This window comes from Flavonifractor sp. An306 (genome assembly GCF_002159455.1).
In the GTDB taxonomy this organism is placed as follows: domain Bacteria; phylum Bacillota; class Clostridia; order Oscillospirales; family Oscillospiraceae; genus Flavonifractor.
The window spans coordinates 23984-45539 of sequence record NZ_NFIQ01000029.1; the positions used below are offsets into that span (position 1 = coordinate 23984).

General features: G+C 62.8%; 18 protein-coding genes. 8 read left to right on the forward strand and 10 right to left on the reverse strand.

The window, feature by feature from the left end:
* Positions 1 to 45 precede the first annotated feature (45 nt).
* The 6 genes from uvrB to B5F88_RS09025 are packed head-to-tail and all read left to right on the forward strand — an operon-like array spanning position 46 to position 7427.
* Positions 46 to 2007 carry an excinuclease ABC subunit UvrB gene (gene uvrB / locus B5F88_RS09000; RefSeq protein WP_087344609.1) on the forward strand — a complete coding sequence of 654 codons (1962 nt, stop codon included), beginning with the start codon at positions 46 to 48 and terminating at the stop codon, positions 2005 to 2007.
* A 51-nt stretch (positions 2008 to 2058) separates the two neighbouring features.
* A complete protein-coding gene (locus B5F88_RS09005; RefSeq protein WP_087344613.1) occupies positions 2059 to 3069 on the forward strand; it encodes an aldo/keto reductase in 1011 nt (336 codons plus the stop codon).
* Between the two features lie 24 nt (positions 3070 to 3093).
* Positions 3094 to 5931, forward strand: a complete 2838-nt coding sequence (gene uvrA / locus B5F88_RS09010) for an excinuclease ABC subunit UvrA (protein ID WP_087344616.1) — start codon at positions 3094 to 3096, stop codon at positions 5929 to 5931.
* A 5-nt stretch (positions 5932 to 5936) separates the two neighbouring features.
* Positions 5937 to 6332, forward strand: a complete 396-nt coding sequence (locus B5F88_RS09015; RefSeq protein WP_087344620.1) for a thioesterase family protein — start codon at positions 5937 to 5939, stop codon at positions 6330 to 6332.
* A gap of 3 nt (positions 6333 to 6335) precedes the next feature.
* On the forward strand, positions 6336 to 6809 hold the full coding sequence (locus B5F88_RS09020) for a YbaK/EbsC family protein (protein WP_087344623.1): 474 nt from the start codon (positions 6336 to 6338) through the stop codon (positions 6807 to 6809).
* 30 nt (positions 6810 to 6839) lie between these two features.
* The gene (locus B5F88_RS09025) at positions 6840 to 7427 is read left to right on the forward strand and encodes a DUF308 domain-containing protein (RefSeq protein ID WP_087344627.1); all 588 of its coding nucleotides are present in this window, start codon (positions 6840 to 6842) and stop codon (positions 7425 to 7427) included.
* Positions 7428 to 7475: 48 nt separating this feature from the next.
* Here B5F88_RS09025 and ugpC read toward each other — a convergent pair whose 3' ends face one another.
* From ugpC to B5F88_RS09070, 9 genes are all read right to left on the reverse strand, one after another.
* Positions 7476 to 8597 (reverse strand): sn-glycerol-3-phosphate ABC transporter ATP-binding protein UgpC, encoded by a 1122-nt coding sequence (gene ugpC, locus B5F88_RS09030; RefSeq protein WP_087344630.1) that lies wholly within the window; start codon positions 8595 to 8597, stop codon positions 7476 to 7478.
* A 189-nt stretch (positions 8598 to 8786) separates the two neighbouring features.
* Entirely contained in the window at positions 8787 to 9908 is a 1122-nt protein-coding gene (gene nagA / locus B5F88_RS09035) for an N-acetylglucosamine-6-phosphate deacetylase (protein ID WP_087344634.1), read from the reverse strand.
* Complete coding sequence (gene nagB, locus B5F88_RS09040) at positions 9899 to 10651, reverse strand: glucosamine-6-phosphate deaminase (RefSeq protein ID WP_087344639.1); 753 nt, start codon at positions 10649 to 10651, stop codon at positions 9899 to 9901. Before nagB ends, nagA begins: the two co-directional genes overlap by 10 nt.
* Positions 10652 to 10666: 15 nt before the next feature.
* On the reverse strand, positions 10667 to 11572 hold the full coding sequence (locus B5F88_RS09045) for a dihydrodipicolinate synthase family protein (protein ID WP_087344645.1): 906 nt from the start codon (positions 11570 to 11572) through the stop codon (positions 10667 to 10669).
* A 34-nt stretch (positions 11573 to 11606) separates the two neighbouring features.
* Positions 11607 to 12452, reverse strand: a complete 846-nt coding sequence (locus B5F88_RS09050) for a carbohydrate ABC transporter permease (protein WP_087344648.1) — start codon at positions 12450 to 12452, stop codon at positions 11607 to 11609.
* Positions 12453 to 12467: 15 nt separating this feature from the next.
* The gene (locus B5F88_RS09055; RefSeq protein WP_087344653.1) at positions 12468 to 13403 is read right to left on the reverse strand and encodes a sugar ABC transporter permease; all 936 of its coding nucleotides are present in this window, start codon (positions 13401 to 13403) and stop codon (positions 12468 to 12470) included.
* A gap of 126 nt (positions 13404 to 13529) precedes the next feature.
* The gene (locus B5F88_RS09060; protein WP_087344657.1) at positions 13530 to 14879 is read right to left on the reverse strand and encodes an ABC transporter substrate-binding protein; all 1350 of its coding nucleotides are present in this window, start codon (positions 14877 to 14879) and stop codon (positions 13530 to 13532) included.
* Positions 14880 to 15033: 154 nt separating this feature from the next.
* Entirely contained in the window at positions 15034 to 15888 is an 855-nt protein-coding gene (locus tag B5F88_RS09065) for a MurR/RpiR family transcriptional regulator (protein ID WP_087344660.1), read from the reverse strand.
* A 10-nt stretch (positions 15889 to 15898) separates the two neighbouring features.
* A complete protein-coding gene (locus B5F88_RS09070; protein WP_087344683.1) occupies positions 15899 to 17110 on the reverse strand; it encodes an AGE family epimerase/isomerase in 1212 nt (403 codons plus the stop codon).
* A 199-nt stretch (positions 17111 to 17309) separates the two neighbouring features.
* Here B5F88_RS09070 and B5F88_RS09075 point away from each other — a divergent pair, with 199 nt between their 5' ends.
* A complete protein-coding gene (locus B5F88_RS09075) occupies positions 17310 to 18689 on the forward strand; it encodes an ROK family protein (RefSeq protein WP_087344663.1) in 1380 nt (459 codons plus the stop codon).
* Positions 18690 to 19331, forward strand: coding sequence for a GDSL-type esterase/lipase family protein (locus B5F88_RS09080; RefSeq protein ID WP_087344666.1), 642 nt, complete (start codon positions 18690 to 18692; stop codon positions 19329 to 19331). It abuts the gene before it with no gap.
* A gap of 64 nt (positions 19332 to 19395) precedes the next feature.
* On the opposite strand, the gene B5F88_RS09085 is transcribed toward B5F88_RS09080, so the two are convergent.
* On the reverse strand, positions 19396 to 21556 hold a 2161-nt coding region (locus B5F88_RS09085; protein WP_087344670.1), incomplete at its 5' end, for an S-layer homology domain-containing protein.

Here is a 21556-nt window from a genome sequence, read left to right on the forward strand (position 1 = left end):
CGTTAGAACATTTGTTTTGGTACAATGGGGGCGTGAGGTGACGGTATGCCGAAATTTGAAGTAGTCAGCGATTATCAGCCCGCCGGCGACCAGCCGGAGGCCATTGCCGCCCTGGCGGCGGGCATTGAGAACGGCCTGGACGAACAGACCCTGCTGGGGGTCACCGGCTCGGGCAAGACCTTTACCATGGCCAAGGTCATTGAGGCGGTGCAGCGGCCCACCCTGGTGCTGGCCCACAACAAGACCCTGGCCGCCCAGCTGTGCGCCGAGTTCAAGGAGTTTTTCCCCCACAACGCGGTGGAATATTTCGTCTCCTACTACGACTACTACCAGCCGGAGGCCTATATCCCCCACACCGACACCTTTATCGAAAAGGACTCGGCGGTGAATGAGGAGATCGACCGGCTGCGGCTGGCGGCCACCGCCTCCCTGATGGAGCGGCGGGACGTGATCGTGGTCTCCTCAGTGTCCTGCATCTACGGCCTGGGCGAGCCGGAGGACTTTGCCAAGATGATGGTCTCCCTCCGGGTGGGGGCCACCATGGACCGGGACCAGCTGCTGAAAAAGCTGGTGGACATCCGCTATGAGCGCAACGACATCGCCTTTGAGCGCAACATGTTCCGGGTCCGGGGGGACACGGTGGAGATCTTCCCCGCCTACTGGAAGGACTCCGCCATCCGGGTGGAGTTCTTCGGGGACGAGATCGACCGCATTTCCGAGATCAACGTGGTCACCGGCGCCCCCATCCGGCGGCTCAACACCATCCCCGTCTGGCCCGCCACCCACTATGTCACCCCCAAGGAGAAGATGGACGCCGCCATCCAGGAGATCTACAGGGAGCTGGAGGAGCGGGTGGCCTTCTTTGAACAGGAAAACAAGCTCATCGAGGCCCAGCGCATCAAGCAGCGCACCATGTACGACGTGGAGATGATGCAGGAGCTGGGCTACTGCACCGGCATTGAGAACTACTCCCGGGTGATCGAGGGCCGGCCCGCCGGGTCGCCCCCCCACACCCTGCTGGACTATTTCCCCAGGGACTTTGTCCTCTTCATCGACGAGAGCCACGTCACCCTCCCCCAGGTGCGGGCCATGTACAACGGCGACCGGGCCCGCAAGACCTCCCTGGTGGACTACGGCTTCCGGCTCCCCTGCGCCTTTGACAACCGGCCGCTGAAATTTGAGGAATTCCAGAAGCGGCTCAACCAGGTGGTATATGTGTCCGCCACCCCCGGCGACTATGAGCGGGAGCGGTCGGGCCAGATCGTGGAGCAGGTGATCCGCCCCACCGGCCTGCTGGACCCCAAAATCGAGGTGCGGCCGGTGGAGGGGCAGATCGACGACCTCATTGGGGAGATCAACGAGCGCACCGCCCGGAAGGAGCGGGTGCTGGTCACCACCCTCACCAAGAAGATGGCCGAGGACCTGACGGCCTACCTGACCAACGCGGGCATCAAGGTGCGGTATATGCACCACGACATCGACACCATCGAGCGGATGGAGATTATCCGGGACCTGCGGCTGGGCACCTTCGACGTGCTGGTGGGCATCAACCTGCTGCGGGAGGGCCTGGACCTGCCGGAGGTCAGTCTGGTGGCCATTCTGGACGCCGACAAGGAGGGCTTCCTCCGCTCCGAGACCTCCCTGATCCAGACCATCGGCCGGGCGGCCCGCAACGCCGACGGCCTGGTCATCATGTACGCCGACTCCATCACCCCCTCCATGCGCCGGGCTATGGACGAGACCGAGCGGAGGCGGGCCAAGCAGGACGCCTTCAACCAGGCCCACGGCATCGTGCCCAAGACCATCATCAAGTCGGTGCGGGACGTCATCGACCTGTCGGAGGAGAAGGGGGAGCTGCCCCACTCCAAGCAGGCCCTGTCCAAGAAGGAGCGGGAGGCCGCCATCGCCAAGCTGGAGAAGGAGATGCGGGAGGCCTCCAAGCGGCTGGAGTTCGAGTACGCCGCCGTGCTCCGGGACCGCATCATCGAACTGCGGGGACAAGGCTGAGCTTCTCCCGGTTGATCCGGGATGATATGGAAAATAGACGAGGTGTTTGACATGAATTACGTTACTTTGGGTAAAACTGGACTCAAAGCCTCCGTGCTCTCCTTCGGCGGCATCCCCATCCAGCGCGCCGACGCCGCCAACACCCTGGCGGCGGTGGACAAGCTGGAGGAATACGGCATCAACTATATCGACACCGCCCGGGGCTACACCGTGTCCGAGGAGTATCTGGGGACCGCCCTGGAGGGCCGCCGGGACAAGTTTATCCTGGCCACCAAGAGCATGTCTCGGGACAAGGCCTCCATGGCCAAAGACGTGGAGACCAGTCTGAAAAACCTGCGCACGGACCACATTGACCTCTACCAGCTCCACAATCTGCTGGAAAAGGACATCGACACGGTGTTCGGGCCGGACGGCGCCTACGAGGCCCTGGCCGAGGCCCGGGCCGCTGGTAAGGTGGGCCACATCGGCGTCACCTGCCACAGCGCCGACGCCATGAAAATTGTGGTAGAGCGCTACGCCGACAAGCTGGAGACCGTCATGTTCCCCTTCAACATCGTGGAGGACCAGGGCAAGGACATCCTGCTCCTGGCCCGGGAGAAGGGGATGGGCACCATCGCCATGAAGCCTCTGGCCGGCGGCAATCTGGAGGACTGGAACCTGGCCCTGCGGTACATCGCCGCCTCCGGCGTCATGGATATCGCCATCCCCGGCATGGGCTCCCCGGAGGAGGTGGAGCGCAACGCCGCCGTGGACCTGACCGCCCCCCTCACCCAGGAGGAGCTGGACCGCTGCGCCGCCATCCGCAAGGAGCTGGGCACCCAGTTCTGCCGCCGGTGCGGCTACTGCGCCCCCTGCCCCAACGGCATCGACATCCCCCAAAACTTCCTGCTGGCCAACTATGCCCGCAAGTACGGACTGGCGGGCTGGGCCCAGGAGCGGTACAAGGCCATGCCTTATCACGCCGGATCCTGCGTCATGTGCGGCGCCTGCGAAAAGCGCTGCCCCTACAACCTGCCCATCCGGGACATGCTGGAGGATGTGGCCAAGGTATTCGGCTACTGATCGTTTCAAAGGAGTTCTTCCATTATGCTGGACCATATTTCCGTCAAAGGCGCACGGGCCAACAACCTGAAAAATATCGACGTGGACATCCCCCGGGACAAGCTGGTGGTGCTCACCGGCCTGTCGGGCAGCGGCAAGTCCTCCCTGGCCTTTGACACCATCTACGCCGAGGGGCAGCGCCGGTACGTGGAGTCCCTGTCCTCCTATGCCCGCATGTTTTTGGGGCAGATGGAAAAGCCCGACGTGGACTACATCGACGGCCTCTCCCCCGCCATCTCCATCGACCAGAAAACCACCTCCAAAAACCCCCGGTCCACCGTGGGCACGGTGACCGAGATCTACGACTACCTCCGGCTGCTGTGGGCCCGGGTGGGCACCCCCCACTGCCCCAAGTGCGGCAAGGAGATCAAGCAGCAGACCATTGACCAGATCATCGACCAGGTGCTCTCTCTCCCCGAGGCCACCCGGATCCAGGTGATGGCCCCGGTGGTGCGGGGCAAGAAGGGCACCCATCAGAAGATCTTTGAGGACGCCCGGAAGTCCGGCTACGTCCGGGTGCGGGCCGACGGGTCCCTGTACGATTTGACCGAGACCATCGAGCTGGACAAAAACAAGAAGCACAATATCGAGATCGTGGTGGACCGGCTGGTGATCCGGGAGGACATCGCCCGGCGGCTTACCGACAGCGTGGAGGTGGCCTCCAACCTGGCGGGGGGGCTGGTGGTCATCAACATCGTGGGGGAGGACCGGGACATCCTGTTCTCCCAGAACTACGCCTGCGAGGACTGCGGCATCTCCATTGAGGAGCTCTCCCCCCGGATGTTCTCCTTCAACAACCCCTTCGGCGCCTGCCCCACCTGTACCGGCCTGGGCTCCCAGCTGAAGGTGGACCCCGACCTGATCATCCCCAACAAGGAGCTGTCCATTCTGGACGGGGCCATCACCGCCTCCGGCTGGAACAACATCAAGGGGGACTCCATCTCCCGGATGTATTTCGACGCCCTGTCCAAAAAATATGGCTTCAAGCTCACCACCCCGGTAAAGGATCTGCCGGAGGAGGTCATGGACGTGATCCTCTATGGCACCCGTGGGGAAAAGCTGAAGCTGACCTATGACCGGGCCAACGGCCACGGCACCCTCATGCAGCCCTTTGAGGGGATCATCAACAACCTGGAGCGGCGGTACAAGGAGACCCAGTCCGACGCCATGCGCCGTGACCTGGAGGACTGCATGGGCGAGCGGCCCTGCCCCGAATGCGGCGGCAAGCGGCTGCGGAAGGAGGCTTTGGCGGTCACGGTGGGAGGGCTGAACATCGACGCCTTCTGCCGGAAATCGGTGACCGACGCGCTGGATTTCATCGACCGCCTGGAGCTGTCGGAGCAGAAGATGCTCATTGCCGACCGGATCCTCAAGGAGATCAAAAACCGGCTGGGCTTCCTCCAGAGCGTGGGGCTGCAGTACCTGACCCTCAGCCGGGCGGCCGCCACCCTGTCCGGCGGCGAGAGCCAGCGCATCCGGCTGGCCACCCAGATCGGCTCCTCCCTGATGGGGGTGCTCTATATTCTGGACGAGCCCTCCATCGGCCTGCACCAGCGGGACAACGACAAGCTGCTGGACACCTTAAAGCACCTGCGGGATCTGGGCAACACCCTGCTGGTGGTGGAGCACGACGAGGACACCATGCGCCAGGCCGACTATATTGTGGACATCGGCCCGGGGGCCGGCGTCCACGGCGGACAGGTGGTAGCCTGCGGCACCGCCGAAGAGGTGATGAACACCCCCGGCTCCATTACCGGCGACTACCTCTCCGGCCGGAAGCAGATCCCCGTCCCCACCGAGCGGCGGAAGGGCAACGGCCACTTCCTCACCATCAAGGGCGCGGCGGAGAACAACCTGCAACATGTGGATGTGTCCATCCCCCTGGGCACCTTCACCTGCGTCACCGGCGTGTCGGGCAGCGGCAAGTCCTCCCTGGTCAACGAGATCCTCTACAAGCGGCTGGCCGCCGACCTGAACCGGGCCAAGACCCGGGCGGGCAAGCACGCCGCCATCGAGGGGGAGGAGTATCTGGACAAGGTCATCGACATCGACCAGTCCCCCATCGGCCGCACCCCCCGGTCCAACCCCGCCACCTACACGGGGCTGTTCAACGACATCCGGGACCTGTTCGCCTTCACCCCCGACGCCAAGGCCCGGGGCTACGGTCCCGGCCGGTTCTCCTTCAACGTGCGGGGGGGCCGGTGCGAGGCCTGCCAGGGCGACGGCCTCATCAAAATCGAAATGCACTTCCTCCCCGATATCTACGTGCCCTGCGAGGTGTGTAAGGGCAAGCGGTACAACCGGGAGACCCTGGAGGTGCGCTACAAGGGCAAAAACATCTACGAGGTGCTGGACATGACGGTGGAGGAGGCCCTCCCCTTCTTTGAGGCCCTGCCCAGACTGTACAACAAGCTCCAGACCCTCTACGAGGTGGGCCTGAGCTACGTGAAGCTGGGCCAGCCCTCCACCGAGCTGTCCGGCGGCGAGGCCCAGCGGGTGAAGCTGGCCACCGAGCTGGCCAAGCGATCCACCGGCAAGACCATCTATATTCTGGACGAGCCCACCACCGGCCTGCACACCGCCGACGTCCACAAGCTCATTGAAGTGCTGCAGAAGCTGGTGGAGGTGGGCAACACGGTGGTGGTCATCGAGCACAACCTGGATGTGATCAAGACCGCCGACCACATCATCGACCTGGGCCCCGAGGGGGGCTCTGGCGGCGGCACCATCGTGGCCACCGGCACCCCCGAGGAGGTGGCCGCCTGTCCGGCGAGCTACACCGGGCAATATCTCAAACGCATGCTGGAATCGAAAGGAGTTTGAACAACATGTCTCTCGCTGTTGGAAGCAAGGGTAAGGCGGAGACCGTCGTAACCGAGCAGAACACCGCCGCCGCCGTAGGCAGCGGCCTGGTGCCCGTATTCGCCACCCCCTACATGATCGCCCTGATGGAGAACGCCGCCGTCAACGCGGTGCAGGCTCAGCTGGAGGAGGGCCAGGGCACGGTGGGCACCAAGCTGGAGGTCACCCACGACGCCGCCACCCCCGTGGGCATGAAGGTGTGGGCTGAGGCGGAGCTGACGGCCGTGGAGGGCAAGAAGCTCACCTTCGCGGTGAAGGCCTTTGACGAGGCCGGGGCCATCGGCGGCGGCACTCATGAGCGGTTTATCATCACCGTGGACCGGTTCCTGGCCAAGGCTGAGGCCAAAAAGGGAGGCAAGTGAGCCATGTCCATCGAAGCCTGCCGGGCCTACCTGCGGGAGCGGGGCTACGAGGACCGGATCCGGGAGTTTGACGTCTCCAGCGCCACGGTGGAGCTGGCCGCTCAGGCAGTGGGCTGCCAGCCCGCCCACATTGCCAAAACCCTCTCCTTTGTCCATGAGGACGGGGCCATTCTCATCGTGTGCGCCGGGGACGCCAAGATCGACAACAGCAAGTTCAAGGCCCAGTTCCACCACAAGGCCACCATGCTCACTCCCGACCAGGTGGTGGAATTCACCGGACACACCATCGGCGGGGTGTGCCCCTTCGCCATCACCCACCCCAACGTCACCGCCTATCTGGACGTATCCCTGCAGCGGTTTGACACCATTTACCCCGCGGCGGGCAACGCCGCCTCCGCCGTTCAGCTCAACTGCGACGAGCTGGCCCAGCTGGCAAACAGCGCCGGCTGGATTGACGTGTGCAAGGGCTGGCAGTAAGCTGCTGCCCCCGGAAAGGAAGGTCGTAACATGAGAGACCGGCTGAAAAATCTCACCGTCAGCTTTGTGGTGCTGGCCATCCTCTATGTGCTGCTGGGTCTGGTGCTGCTGCTGTGGCCCGTCACGGTGATGGACGTGCTGTGCTACCTCACCGGAGGGATCCTGCTGCTGTACGGGATATTTGCCATCGTGGGCTTCTGCCGGGCGGAGGAGCGGCGGGCGGTCAGCTTCCTCGCGCTGCTGCTGGGCATTGTGGCCGCCGCAGTGGGCGTGGTGCTGCTCTTCCAGCCCACCCTGTTCCAGAACATCCTGACCATGATTCTGGGCATCTATATCCTCATTGACGGGCTGCTCAACCTGAAGCGGGCCCTGGAGCTGCGGCGGATGGAGCACGGCGGCTGGACCATCTATCTGGTGCTCTCCCTCATCACCGTGGTACTGGGCCTGGTGGTGGTATTCTGGCCCATGCTGGCAGGCGCTACCTTGGTGCAGCTCATCGGCGCAGCCCTGGTCTATTCCGGCGCCGCCGACCTGTGGACCCTGTTTCAGCTCTCCCGCTGGACCAAGGAGTACCGCAAAACCCATCCGGTGGACGTGGATCCGCTGGATCCCTACTAAAAAGAAAAAGCTCCGCGAACCAAAGGTTCGCGGAGCTTTTTGTTGGAATCAATACAGCACGTTGCGCTCGGTCTCGGGGTTGAACAGGTGGATGAGTTCAGGCCGGAAGGTGAAGTTGATCTCGGTGCCATAGGGAATACCGGCCCGGTGCTCCTCAGGCAGGTCCACGGTGGGCACCCGCAGCACCACGTCCTTGCCCACGGCGTTGACGTGGAGGTACACCTCGCTGCCCATCATCTCGGACACGTCCACCTTGCTGGAGATGGTGTGAGAGCCGGCTTCAGGCGCAAAGGTAATGTGCTCGGGCCGGACGCCCACGGTCACGTCCATGTCCCCGGCGCCCTTCTCGGTCAGAATCTGCTGAGCCTGGTCGGCCAGCTCCATCACCGCGGTACCCACGGTGATCTGGTACTTGCCGCCCTGCTTGGTCAGCTTGCCGTCAAAGAAGTTCATCTGGGGCGTGCCGATGAAGCCGGCCACAAACAGGTTGGCGGGACGGTCAAAGACCTCCTGAGGGGTGCCAATCTGCTGGATGAAGCCGTCCTTCATGATCACAATCCGGTCGCCCAGGGTCATGGCCTCGGTCTGGTCGTGGGTCACGTAGATAAAGGTGGTGTTGATGCGCTGGCGCAGCTTGATGATCTCGGCGCGCATCTGGTTACGCAGCTTGGCGTCCAGGTTGGACAGCGGCTCGTCCATCAGGAACACCTGAGGATCACGGACGATGGCGCGTCCGATGGCCACACGCTGACGCTGGCCGCCGGACAGAGCCTTGGGCTTGCGGTCCAGATACTGGGTGATATCCAGAATGGCGGCGGCTTCCCGCACCTTCTTGTCAATTTCCTCCTTGGGCACCTTCCGCAGCTTCAGGGCGAAGGCCATGTTTTCATAGACCGTCATATGGGGGTACAGCGCGTAGCTCTGGAACACCATGGCGATGTCCCGGTCCTTGGGCTCCACATCGTTCATCCGCTTGCCGCCGATGAGCAGGTCGCCCTCCGAGATGTCCTCCAGACCGGCCACCATCCGCAGCGTGGTGGACTTGCCGCAGCCGGAAGGTCCAACCAGCACGATGAATTCCTTGTCCGCGATCTCCAGATTGAAGTCGTGGACGGCAGTCACCTTGTTGTCGTAGATCTTCTTGATGCCTTTCAGAGATACTGTTGCCATAATGCTTGGCCGTAAGGACGCTACCTCCGCAACCGCCCTCTCACCCGCGGGGAGTGGCTACCCCACGGACTTTACGACAGGTCTCCACACTGCCGCACCGCCGGCCGGCGGTTTTTTCCTCCTTTTTGACGGCTCTCCCGGCCCTATAAAAATGGAGTAGGACCGGAGGCTTGATTTGGGGGTTCTTTATCAGCGGCTGACTGGCTTGCCGCGGAAAAAGACATCTTTGACTTCCAGATTCTCATCCAGAATGACCACGTTGGCCCGCTTGCCGGGCTCCAGGCTGCCGGCCCGGCTGAAAATGCCGATGGACTTGGCCGGATTGACCGCAGCGGCCCGGACGGCATCCGCCAGAGGGATGCCGAAGGACACGGCAGTCTTCATGCAGCTCATCAGGTCGGTGACCGAGCCGGCCAGGGTGCCGTCGGCCAGGGTGGCGTACTTGCCCTTCACGGTTACGTCCTGGCCGCCCAGGGTATAAGCGCCGTCGGGCATGCCGGCGGCCCGCATGGTGTCCGAAATCAGGATCACCCGCTTGGCGCCGAACATCTTGAACACGGCACGCACCACCGCGGGGTGGATATGTACGCCGTCGCAGATCAGCTCTACATTGCACAGAGGGGTATCCAAAGCCGCTCCAACCACGCCGGGAGCCCGGTGGCTGAAGGCAGGCATGGCGTTGAACAGATGGGTCACCTGCCGGGCGCCCAGCCGGAAGGCCTCCATAGCGGTGTCGTAGTCCGCCGTGGTGTGGGCCAGAGAGACGGTAACTTCGCTCTCCACCGCCTCAATAAACTCCATGGCACCGGGCTCCTCAGGGGCCAGGGACACCAGCTTCACCAGGCCCTGGGAGGCCGCCATCAGGCGGCGGAGCATGGCCACGTCGGGAGCGTGGAGCCAGTCGCCGTTCTGGGCGCCCTTCTTGGCCATGGAGAGGAAGGGCCCCTCCAGGTTGATGCCGCACAGGGCGGCGCCCGGCTTGTCGGCCGCCCGGTGGGCGGCGGCTACCTGGCAGATCTTGGTCAGCTGCTCCTCCAGCAGGGTCATGCCCGCCGGACAGATCTGGGTCACGCCCCGGGACAGCTCGTACTCAGCCATCACCTGCAGCCCTTCCGGGTCGCCGTCGGAAAAGTCGTGGCCCTTGCAGCCGTGGAAGTGCAGGTCGGTGAGGCCGGGGATCACGTAGCAGCCAGTAGCGTCATAGCTCTGGCCGTCGGAGCTGGAGTTGGACAGAAGGCGGCCGTCAAAGCACACGTCCCGCTGTACAAACCCCTCCTGCAGGTCAAAGACCTGACCGCCGGTTATCCGCATACAGACACACCTGCTTCCACCAATTTACTGAGGGCAGCCTTGTCGGCCACCAGAGTTACGTCGGGATGGAGCTGCAGCACAGAGGCGGGCACCTCCTTGGTCACGGGGCCGGCAAAGGCCTTGAGCACGGCCTCCGCCTTGTCCTCGCCGCTGACCACCATCAGGATCCGCCGGGCGTTCATGATGTTCTTGATGCCCATGCTCAGGGCCTGGCGGGGTACGTCGTCCCGGCTGTCGAAGAACCGGGTGTTGGCGTCGATGGTGCGGTCGGTGAGGGTGACCAGATGGGTCTCCAGGCCGAAGTCGTCACCGGGCTCATTGAAGGCGATGTGGCCGTTGTGGCCCATGCCCAGCAGCTGCAGGTCAATGCCGCCCAGGTCCTGGATCAGCTTGTTGTAAGCCGCGCACTCCGCCTGGGGGTCCTTGGCCAGGCCGTTGAGCACGTGGGTGTTCTCCGGCTTGATGTCGATGTGATCAAACAGATTGCTCTGCATGAAATAGCGGTAGCTCTGCTCATGGTGGGGAGACAGGCCCAGATACTCGTCCAGGTTCACCGAGCGGACCTCGGCAAAGGACAGGTCGCCCTCCTTGTACCAGTCCACCAGCTGCTTGTAGGTGCCCACCGGGGTTCCGCCGGTGGCCAGACCCAGCACGCAGTCGGGCTTGTAGATCACCTGGGCGGAAATGATATTGGCCGCCCGGCGGCTCATGGCCTTGTAGTCTTCCGATTGATAAATACGCATACCGGTTATCTCCTATCAACAATACTTGGCGATAGCGTCGGCGATCATGGCGGCAGCCTCGTCCACCACGGCGGCGTCGCTGTCAATCAGGCCGGGCATGGGCTTGCGGACGGAGCCGCAGACCACGCCGCTCTTGGCCAGAATGGCCTTCATCACGGCATACAGGTTGCCGTGGGCGGAGCACATCTTATAGATAATGCGGTCAATGTCGTTCTGGATCTGACGGGCGGGCTCCATCTCGCCCTTCTGGAAATGGTCATAGATCTTCAGGAACAGCTCGGGCATGACGGCGTAGGTGCCGCCGATACCGGCGCAGGCGCCCATGGCCAGGCCGGAGATGTACTGCTCGTCGGGCCCGTTGAACACGATCACCCCGGCGTCCCGCCACATCTGGATATCCTGGACGGGCATGGAGGAGTTCTTCACGCCGATGACCCGGGGGTTCTTCTTCATCTCAGCCAGCAGGGACGGGGTGAGGGCCACGCCGGCCAGCTGGGGGATGTTATAGATGATGAAGTCGGTATTGGGGGCGGCGGCGGAAATGTCGTTCCAGTACTGGGCAATGCCGTACTCAGGCAGGTGGAAATAGATGGGGGGGATGGCGGCGATGGCGTCCACACCCAGGCTCTCGGCGTGGGCGGCCAGCTCGCAGGAGTCGGCAGTGTTGTTGCAGGCCACATGGGCAATGATGACCACCTTGCCCTTGGCCTCGGCCATCACGTTCTCCAGCACCAGCTTGCGCTCAGCCACGCTGTGGTAGATGCACTCGCCGGAGGAGCCGCCCACATACAGGCCGTTGACCCCCTTGCCGATCAGGTGGCGGGTCAGGGCGCGGACGCCCTCGGGAGAAATGTTGCCCGCCTCATCATAGCAGGCATAAAAAGCAGGGATGACGCCCTGGTACTTTTTCAGGTCGCTCATATTACAATCCTTCTCTCAATCTTGTTATATCATTTTAACCCTTTACGGCGCCCATGGCAATACCCTGAGTGAAGTATTTCTGGAAGGCGATGAACACCACCACGATGGGGATGGCCGCCAGGGCCGCGCCGGCCATGATCAGGCCGAAGTCGGTGGACATTTCACCCTGCAGGTTGGCAATGGCCAGGGGCAGGGTCCAGTTCTTGTCCCTGGTCAGCATGACCAGCTGGAGAAAGTAGTCGTTCCAGGTATTGACGAAGGTGAAGATGGCCAGCGCGCCGATGCCCGGCTTGATCATGGGGAACACCACGCTGAAGAAGGTGCGCAGCTCGCCCGCACCGTCCACCCGGGCGGCCTCCAGGATCTCGTTGGGGATGGTCTCGGAGAACTGCTTCATCAGGAATACGCCGAAGGGCCAGCCCACAGTGGGCAGGATCACGGCCCACAGGTTGTCATTCATGTGGAAAAAGGTCATCTCCTGCAGCAGGGGGATGACGATGACCTGCTTGGGCAGGGCCATGGCGCAGATGATAATGGTAAACAGGACGGCCCGGCCATAAAACCGCTTCTTGCCCAGGGCATAGCCGGCCAGAGCGGCGGTAAGGCAGGTGAGCACCATGGCGGCGGCGGAGATGAAAATGATGTTGAACAGCCACTTGAACGCGGGGCGCTCAAACAGCGTGGCATAGTTCTCTAAGGTAGGGTTCTGGGGAAACCAGATGGGATAGTTGGCGTTGATCTCAATGACGTTCTTGAAGGAGCCGGTGACAATCCAGTACAGGGGGAACAGGAAGAAAATCGCCAGCAGCACCAGCACCACGGCGGCAAATACCTTGTAGCCGGTGGACGTTCCGCTCAGATCGGTGGTTTTTGCTTTCATGTTCTCTCTCCCCCCTTACTCAGTCTTGGCCAGCTTGAACTGGACCGCGGAGAAAATGGCAATGATGATGGCCAGCACCACGCCGATGGCGTTGGCGTAGCCCAGATCGTTGAGCCGGTAGGCGGTATCGTACACCTGATACATGATGGTCATGGTGGAGTTCAGCGGGCCGCCCTTGGTCAGCAGCTGGATGAGGGCGAAGCACTGGAAGGAGTTGATGGTGGTGATGACCAGCACGTACAGGGTGGTGGGCATGATCTGGGGCCATTTGATTTTCCAGAACACCTGGAGCTTGGTGGCGCCGTCCACCTGAGCGGCCTCCACCAGGGACTGGTCCACGTTGCCCAGGGCCGCCACATACAGCACGATGGGCTGGCCGATGGAGGTGGTGAACAGAATCAGGATGATAAACCAGATGGCGGTGTGCTGATTGCCCAGCCAGTCAAAGGTGCCGGTGCCGGCCACCTGGTTGAGCAGGCCGTAATAGGGGTGGAGGATCCACTTCCACACCACGGTGATGGCCACCGAGCCGGTGACCACCGGCAGGTAGAACACACAGCGGAAGAAGGAGCGGGGCAGGGGGTGCATCTTATAGATGGCGGAGCTCACCCACAGGGAGAAGGCGGCAACCGTGGGCACCGCCACCACCACGATGAGCACCGTGTTCAGAAAGCCCCGGTGGAAAACAGGGTCCTGGAACAGCTTGATGTAGTTATCCAGCCCGGCAAAGCCCCTTACGCCGCTCAGATCGTACTCCAGGAAGCTGTACACCACGCAGATAAACATGGGTACCACCACAAAGGAAACAAAGAAAATCAGGCTGGGCAGCAGGAACAAGTAGGCGGAAATGGTCTCTCTCCGGACCAACGCCTTGCTCATGCCGGAGAATTGGGATGGCTTCTGCTTTTTTGGCTTGGTCTGGGCTGGAGCCGCTACGGTGTTTTGCGCCATGAGTCTCTCCCCTCTTTCAATCCAGTATCGCTCGTCCGGGACCTCCCGGGGATAAAAAATGTGCCCGCCCCCTCTCAGGGAGCGGGCACAACATTGTTACCTCACGTCAGGCTTGTCGGCTCAGGGTCAGCCGATGTTGGCGTTAGCCTGCTGAACAAAGTTGTCAGCCTCAGTCTGCACGTCGGCGCCGGTGGTCATGATCGCAGCCAGCATGGGCCACCACAGGGCACGCTGCTCAGTCCAGCCGCCGGTCAGGTTGTAATAACGGCCCAGGTAATCGCTCATCAGAGCAAAGGGAGCGCGGAGCTCGGCGTCCTCAGCGCCGGCATAGACGTCGCCCCAGCTGGAGTGCACGGGGAAGAAGCCGGTGGTCTTCACAGCCTCCACGCCAGCGGTCTGGTCGTCGCAGACGAACTGGATGAACTTCTTGGCGGCCTCGATCTTGGCCTCGTCGCCGTTGTCGAAGATACCAAAGCCATAGGGGCCGGCCATCTCCAGCTCAGGCACGCCGTCGTCAGAGGGGAAAGCCATGGCGAAGGGAGTGAACTGAGTCTGCTCGGCATACTGGGTGTAGTTGGAGTAGTTCCAGCAGAAGGTCACGGCAGCGGTCTGGTTGGCAAAGGCCTGCAGCTCGTCGGCAGCGGCGAAGCTGGCGTTGGCGCTCATGGAGCCGTTGTTCACCATATCCTGCAGCAGGGTCAGGGCCTTCACGTTGTTCTCGCTGTTGGCCAGGTAAGAGGTACCGTCCTCATTGACATAGTAGTCGGAGTACAGGTTGTTCACCAGAGCGCGGGTACCCTGGTCGCCGCCCTGGGCGCCGCAGTAGATGATGCCGGGAACCTTCACAGCGATGGTACCGTCGGCAATGGCGTCGCGGACAGCCTCCATGGCCTTCACGAAGTTGTCGGTGGTCCAGGTGCGGTTCTCCTCGTCCAGATACTGCAGGGCGCCGGCGGCCTCAAAGGCCTCGTAGTTGATGGCCATGCAGTGGGCGGCCACGCTCAGGGGATACATGTAGTAAGTACCGTCCAGCTGGGACACGGAGGAGATGCCCTCGGCGATGTCGGAGCCGCCGGAGGTCCACAGGTCGCCCAGATCCACCATCAGGCCGTTGCGGGCGTAGTTGCCCACGATGCGCTCGGGGCCCTCAAAGATGATGTCGGGGGCGTTGTTGGAGCTGATGGCGGTGGTCAGCTTCTGGTCGCCGTCCTGGTAGTTGATGGGGGTGACGGTGACATTGATGCCGGGGTTGGCCTCGTTAAAGGCGGCGATCAGAGAATCCCAGTTGGAGGCCTCGGTAAAGCCGCCGATGTTGAAAGCCCACAGGCTCAGCTCCACCGTGCTGCCGGTGTTGCTGCCGCCGGTCTCGCCGCCGGCAGCGGGGGACTCAGTGCTGCCCTGGGTACCGCCGCAGGCAGCCAGGCCGAGGGTCATGCCAGCGGCCAGCAGGAGGGCAAGAGGTTTCTTCATGTTCATAGTCGTATCCTCCTCATTTTTTATAAAATTGCTTCTTTCCTACAAAGGACCCGTTGTATAGATTGTACAGTTTTGTGCAGGATTTGTCAATACGATTTCAAAACTTTTTTCTTTTCTTTTTCCTTCTGCAAATTTCTTTCATTTTCAGCCCCGGTCAGATATGCTTGTCTGACAGCACCTCGGCCACCATTTCCTGCCGCCGGAGGCAGCCCTCCGGGTCCCGGCGGCACACCTCGCCGAAGAGCACGTCCAGCAGGTAGAGCTGGGCGATGCGGGCGGCCACGGAGCCGCCCTGCAGCGGGCCCTCCCGGGAGCCGCACTGGAGCACCACGTCGGCGAAGGAGGCGCCGGGAGACTTGGGGAAACGGGTGATCAGCATCACCCTGGCCTTCCGCTCCCGGATGATGCGCAGGTTTTTCAGCAGTTCCTTGGTGGAGCCGGAGTAGGAAAAGTAGATCACCGCGTCTCCCGGCGTCAGCTGGGCGGCGACCATGGCCTGTAGATGGGAGTCCATCACGGGAACAAAATTGGGCTGGACGGTGCTGAACAGATGGGCGCACTCCTGGGCCAGGATCATGGAGCCCCCCTGTCCCATGCACAGCACCCGGTTGGCCGACACCAGCAGATCCGCCGCCTTGCGGATGGCCTCCGGCTGAACAAGCTCCAGGGTCTGGGTCATGGCCGCCAGGTCGGCGTCGTACACCTTCCGGGCCATCTCCTGCACGCTGTCCGCCGACAGCACCTGGTCCTCCCTGGGCGTCTGCTCCCCCCGTCCGGCGGTGGCGGTGGCAATGGCCAGCTTGAACGCGCTGTACCCTTTATAGCCCAGCCGGCGGCAGAAGCGGGAGATGGTGGCCTCCGCCACTCCCGCCTCCTCCGCCAGCTCGGAGATGGACATGAACTGGGTACGCTGCTGGTGGATCACCGCATAGTCGGCCACCTTTTTCTCAGCGCTGGTCAATTCATAATACTCGGTGTTGATTTTCTCAAAAACATTACCCAAGGGCATAGACGCCCCCTCATTTCTTGTTCAGCAGCTGGTCCAGCATCCGGTCGCACATGATGAGCATGCGCGGCAGGTGGAAGGGGCCCTTGAAGGTGCTGCCCTTGCAGGCGGGCTCCGTGGGCTTGCCGTCCCGGCGGAGATAGCCGTACCAGTCGCCGAACTCGGGGTCGGAGAAGTGCTCCTTGCAGTAGTCCAGGGTACGCTCAAACCAGGTCAGGTACTTCTCGTCGCCGGTGTCACGGTAGATCATCAGAGAGGCAATCAGGATCTCGTCGTGGGGCCACCACAGCTTCATGTCGTGCTCATAGGCCTCGGGGGGACGGCCCAGGCAGTCAATAAAGTAGAGCAGGCCGCCGTACTGATAGTCCCAGCCGGCGTTGATGGCCTGGTCGAAGATCTTCACCGCCGTGGCGTGCTGATCCTTGTCCCCCCGGCGGTTGGCGTCCTCCATCAGGAACCAGGAGCACTCGATGTCGTGGCCGGGATTGACTACCCGGCCCTCGGTCACGTCGCCCCGGAACTCCCCGTTGGGGCCCACGCTCTCCAGGGTGCAGCCCAGCTCGGGCTTGTAGTGGTAGCGGAAGATCTCCTCCACGCACTGCTTGGCCCGCTGATCGTACAGGGCCTCCTGCTCCGGGTCCACCCGGCGGAGCACGGAGGTGATATTCAGGTAGATCATGGGGTTGGCCAGAGCCCGGCCGGACCGGGTCTCGGGGATGGTCTTGGCCCCCAGGCCGGTGGGGTCCTTGATGAGGCCCTGGTTCAGATTCCAGATCAGCTCATAGGCCGCCCGGGCCCGCTCCAGGCACACCTTCTCCCCGGTAACGCCGTAATACTCGGCGTTGGCGATGGCATAAAAGCCCTCGGAGAAGCAGTACCGGCGCTGGCGCAGGGGCTTGCCGTCGGCGGTGACGGTGAAGTACATCCGGTTGCCCGCCTCCCGGTTGATGCAGTACTTCTCCATAAAGTCCAGACAGCTGCGGCTGGCCTTCAGCCACTCCTCCTTTACCCCGTACACATGGCACAGGTAAGCGAAGGTCCAGGCGCACCGGCCCTGCATCCACACGCTCTTGTCGGTGGAAAACACCTTGCCCTCCCGGTCCAGACAGGTATAGACGCCCCCGTGGACCAGGTCCATTCCGTTGTTCAGCCAGAAGGCCACGCTGCGCTCCAGCTCCTCCTGGATCCACTTCTGATGCCCTTGCAGACGCGCGGTCATATCCATGATGATCAAACCCACCTTTCCAAACTTAAAAAAACACCTTGAACTACCTCCATCATACCCGCCGGTTTACGCCCCGTCAAGGGAAAAAAGAAAATAATTTTCAAAACTCTGAAAATATGCTTGACAGATTCAAAAAAGCTGATAGCCTATAGACAAGCAATGCCGTCTATTTCATATAAAATAAGGAGGAACGGTTTCTATGAATCATCTTGGAATTGAGGTCTCCGTCAAGCACAGCCCGGAGCTGGACCCCGGCTTTCTGCCTCTGGGCAAATTCTTCCAGGCCTTTTTAAAGGACGCCAAAAAGCCCCTGGGCATCGCGGTGGAGCGGGCCGGCGGCGAGGTGGCGGTGTACAACACCTTCATCCACGGCACCCCGGAGATGGCCCAGGCCGACCGGTACTATGTGGACCGGCTGATCAAGACCATGCTGTGGTACATGGGCGGCTTCAAGGTCTATATCTGCGGCGACAAGGATATCTTCGCGGCCATGAAGGCCACCTACTGCGTGGGCGGTCAGCGGTCCTTCGACGCCGAGTTTATGTCCAACGTCTATGAAAAGCCCTTTGAGGTGGTGTCCTGCGACGCTCTGCCCGCCGAGTGCAGCAATCCCCAGGCGGTGGGCCGCCACCTGGGCGGCTGCCGCATCGGCTTTGACGCCGGCGGCTCCGACCGGAAGGTGTCCGCCGTGATCGACGGCGAGCCGGTGTTTTCCGAGGAGGTGGTGTGGCACCCCAAGACCACTTCCGACCCCGACTACCACTACGACGGCATTGTGGCCGCCCTCAAGTCGGCCGCCGAGCATATGCCTCGGGTAGACGCGGTGGGCGTGTCCTCCGCCGGCATCTACATCGAAAACCGCACCATGGTGGCCTCCCTGTTCCTGAAGGTGCCCAAGGAGGACTTTGACGCCAAGGTGAAGGATATCTATATCCGGGCCATCACCGATACCTTCGGCGACGTGCCCTACGTGGTGGCCAACGACGGCGACGTGTCCGCCCTGGCCGGGGCCATGAGCCTGGAGGAAAACAACATCATGGGCATCGCCATGGGCACCAGCGAGGCGGTGGGCTACGTGGACCAGAACGGCAACATCACCGGCTGGCTCAACGAGCTGGCCTTCGCCCCGGTGGACGCCAACCCCGCCGCCATGGAGGACGAGTGGTCCGGCGACATCGGCTGCGGCGTGAAGTATTTCTCCCAGGACGGCGTGATCAAGCTGGCTCCCGCCGCCGGCATCAACCTCTCCCCCGACCTCTCCCCCGCCGAGAAGCTGAAGGAAGTCCAGAAGATCATGGAGAGCCCCAACTCCCCGGCAGAGGCCATTTACCGCTCCATCGGCGTGTATCTGGGCCACTCTCTGGCCCTGTACCACCACTTCTACGGCTTCAAGCACGTGCTGTTGCTGGGCCGGGTCATGTCCGGCAAGGGCGGCGACATCATCCTGGACACCTGCAAGCAGGTGCTGGCCGACGAGTATCCGGAGCTCTCCGGCAAGATCATCCCCACCCTGCCCGACGAGAAGGCCCGCCGGGTGGGTCAGTCGGTGGCCGCCGCTTCCCTGCCCGAGCTGAAGTAAGTGCGCCGGCACATCGTCTGTCTGGGGGATTCCAACACCCACGGCTACAGCCCCGAGGCCCCCTTCTTCCGCTTTGGGGAGGAGGAGCGGTGGACCTGCCTGCTGCAGGCGCTCCTAGGCCAGAACTATCTGGTGGTGGAGGAGGGTCTGCCCGGACGCACCACGGTTTTTGAGGACCCGGTGGAGGAGGGCATGCCCGCCCTGCCCTATCTCTACCCCTGCCTGAACAGCCACGCCCCGGTGGACCTGCTGGTGATCATGCTGGGCACCAACGACACCAAGGAGCGGCTGGGCGCCAACGCCTGCGCCATCGGAAAGGGCCTGACCCGGCTGGTCCGGAAGGCCCGGACCATAGACTGCTGGGGGCCGGGCGGAGCCAACATCCTGGTCATCGCCCCCCTGGCCATCGGCAAGGGGGTGGAGCGCTCCCCGGTGGCCCAGGAGATGGGGGCCGGGTGTGTGGAAAAGTCCCTCCGGCTGCCCGGCCAGTTCCGGGCCGCCGCCAGGGAGCTGGGGTGCTCCTTCCTGGACGCAAACCAGCTGGGCCTGGCGCAGAACACCGTGGACCATATGCATCTGACAAAGGAGAGCCACCGGCTTTTGGCTCAGAAGCTGGCGGAGCTAATTCCCACATTGCTGTAGACAAAGGGAAAGCCCCATAGGTACGGAACCGTACCTATGGGGCTTTTTTCGTATGGTGGGCCGCTCAGGCCATGTATTCCTGACAGAACCGCATGAGCAGGACGGCGGCCTGGGCCCGGGTGGCCTGGCCCTGGGGAGTGAGGGCGGAGCCGTCGCCGGTGCCGGTGATCAGGCCCGCTTCCACCGCCCAGCCCATGGCCTCCGCCGCCCACTCGCTGACGGCCGCCCCGTCCCGGAAGGCGCTCAGCGTACTGGAGGCGGGCTGCGTGCCTGCGTAGCGGTAGAGCATGACGGCAAACTGCTCCCGGGTGATGGAATCGTTGGTGCCGAAGGTACCGTCGCCGTAGCCGGTGACGATCCCCTCAGAAGCCGCCCAGCGGATGGCCTCGGTATACCACTGGCCCTCCTCCACATCGGCAAAATCCATGGCGTAGTTGACCACCGGGCTGCCCTCCAGCCGCCACAGGATGGCGGCCAGCATGGCCCGGGAGGTGGCCCCGTCGGGGTTGAAGGTGGTTTCGCTGGTGCCAGTCATCAGGCCATGCTCGTAGGCATAGCGCACCCCGTCGTAGTACCAGGCGGTTTCGGCCACGTCGGCAAAGGGCAGGGGCTCCGGCTCCTGGGGGATCAGGACGAAGGAGGCCTCCACCTTCACCTGGGAGCCGGGCATGATAAAGGTAAACTTGCCGCCGCCCTGGTCGGTAAGCTTCAGCCGGTTGCCCTGGCTGTCGGTGACGGTCAGGGTGTCCAGCCGGTAGCCCTCATCGGGGGTGGCGGTCACCGTCACGGTGCTGCCCTTGACGGCGCTCTTGGGGGATACCGTCACTGTGCCGTGCTCCGGAGCGGCAAGGGACACGGCATACATGGCGCTGCCGGAGCCGCCGCCACCGCCGCCGGAGCTGCCGCCACCGCTCTGCCGCTCCACCACAAAGCGCAGCGCCACGTCGGCGCTCACGCTGTAAGTGCCGGAAACGGTAAGGGTTTCGCTGTAAGTTCCCGGGGCCAGTCCGGTCTTGGGCCGGATGGTAAAGGCGGCCGTACCATTCGGGGCGAGGGTAGCGGCGTCATTCGCGAAGCCCGCTCCCGCTGTGATGGCGTAATTCGTGCCGGCGGGCAGCGTAACCGTTACCGTTTGGTTGCCGGTATTGGTAACGGTAACTTCTTTCCCGGCGGGGGCCTCTGAATAGCCTTCGGTCACTGTCCCGAAGTTCCATACCGTGGTATCGGAGGAAATCCCGTAGACCGGCTCCGCCACCTTGAAGGAGAGGAGCACCTGGAGCTTCACCGGTCTGCCGCCGCTTTGGCCGGAAATGGCAAGGGTTTCGCTATATTCCCCCGGGGCAAGCCCGGTTTTGGGCTGGACGGTGAAGGCAGCCTGTTCGCCTGCGGCCAAGGCAGCGTCGGAGAGGGGGCCAACCGTAAAGTAGGCGGTGTCCAGGGGCTGGGTCAGGGTAACCGCCTGCTCACCCGTGTTGGTGACGGTGACGGTCTGACTCCCGGGCTGGGTATAGCCGGTGTAGGCGCTGCCAAAGTCCAGGCTGGCGGGATCGGCGGCAATCTCCACCTTCTTCACGGTACAGGTCAGGCTGGCGGTGGCGGGTACGCTGGAAATCATGCTGGTCACATTGACATCGGTGGAATAGGAGCCCGCCGCCAGGCCGCTCCTGGGGGTGACGGTAAAGGTCGTGGCGCCGTTCGGGGCCAGGGAAGCGGCCATTTCTGAGGTGTCCAGCTCAAAATTGCCGCTGTCGGTTAAGGAGACCTTCAGGCCGGAGACGGTGACGTTGCTGTTATTGGTGATGGTGAACGCCGCCCCAGCGGGGGTTGCCCCCTGGGGCAGCTCCAGGGAAGGGCTGTCCGTGGCGACTGTCAGCCCATAGGACAGGGCCTCGATAGAGGCGGCATAGCCCACCCAGTCTGGAGCCTGTTTGTACGCTTCCACACTCCCCCCGGGAACCACGATGCGAAGCGTCGAACCGACACCAAACAAGGCACTCATCCCCAGATCCGGGGGCGTTTGGGCCAGCAGCACCAGCTCGGTTAGGCTGCTGCAGTCGTAGAATGCACCCTCCCCAATGGAGGTAGCACCGTCGGGCAGAGTAATGCCCGTCAGGCTGCTGCAGCCGTAGAATGCGCCATACCCAATCGAGGTGACACCGTCCGGCAAAGTGATGCCCGTCAGTCCAATGCAGCCGTCGAATGCGCTATCCCCAATGGTTTCGAGA

What these genes read in the sequence shown, in the direction of transcription:
- B5F88_RS09065 (WP_087344660.1), bottom strand. Translation starts at nt 15,888, where the DNA reads ATGCCCTTGGGTAATGTTTTTGAGAAAATCAACACCGAGTATTATGAA.
- uvrB (WP_087344609.1), top strand. Translation starts at nt 46, where the DNA reads ATGCCGAAATTTGAAGTAGTCAGCGATTATCAGCCCGCCGGCGACCAG.
- B5F88_RS09025 (WP_087344627.1), top strand. Translation starts at nt 6,840, where the DNA reads ATGAGAGACCGGCTGAAAAATCTCACCGTCAGCTTTGTGGTGCTGGCC.
- B5F88_RS09050 (WP_087344648.1), bottom strand. Translation starts at nt 12,452, where the DNA reads ATGAAAGCAAAAACCACCGATCTGAGCGGAACGTCCACCGGCTACAAG.
- ugpC (WP_087344630.1), bottom strand. Translation starts at nt 8,597, where the DNA reads ATGGCAACAGTATCTCTGAAAGGCATCAAGAAGATCTACGACAACAAG.
- B5F88_RS09075 (WP_087344663.1), top strand. Translation starts at nt 17,310, where the DNA reads ATGAATCATCTTGGAATTGAGGTCTCCGTCAAGCACAGCCCGGAGCTG.
- B5F88_RS09060 (WP_087344657.1), bottom strand. Translation starts at nt 14,879, where the DNA reads ATGAACATGAAGAAACCTCTTGCCCTCCTGCTGGCCGCTGGCATGACC.
- nagA (WP_087344634.1), bottom strand. Translation starts at nt 9,908, where the DNA reads ATGCGGATAACCGGCGGTCAGGTCTTTGACCTGCAGGAGGGGTTTGTA.
- B5F88_RS09005 (WP_087344613.1), top strand. Translation starts at nt 2,059, where the DNA reads ATGAATTACGTTACTTTGGGTAAAACTGGACTCAAAGCCTCCGTGCTC.
- nagB (WP_087344639.1), bottom strand. Translation starts at nt 10,651, where the DNA reads ATGCGTATTTATCAATCGGAAGACTACAAGGCCATGAGCCGCCGGGCG.
- uvrA (WP_087344616.1), top strand. Translation starts at nt 3,094, where the DNA reads ATGCTGGACCATATTTCCGTCAAAGGCGCACGGGCCAACAACCTGAAA.
- B5F88_RS09055 (WP_087344653.1), bottom strand. Translation starts at nt 13,403, where the DNA reads ATGGCGCAAAACACCGTAGCGGCTCCAGCCCAGACCAAGCCAAAAAAG.
- B5F88_RS09020 (WP_087344623.1), top strand. Translation starts at nt 6,336, where the DNA reads ATGTCCATCGAAGCCTGCCGGGCCTACCTGCGGGAGCGGGGCTACGAG.
- B5F88_RS09070 (WP_087344683.1), bottom strand. Translation starts at nt 17,110, where the DNA reads ATGGATATGACCGCGCGTCTGCAAGGGCATCAGAAGTGGATCCAGGAG.
- B5F88_RS09045 (WP_087344645.1), bottom strand. Translation starts at nt 11,572, where the DNA reads ATGAGCGACCTGAAAAAGTACCAGGGCGTCATCCCTGCTTTTTATGCC.
- B5F88_RS09015 (WP_087344620.1), top strand. Translation starts at nt 5,937, where the DNA reads ATGTCTCTCGCTGTTGGAAGCAAGGGTAAGGCGGAGACCGTCGTAACC.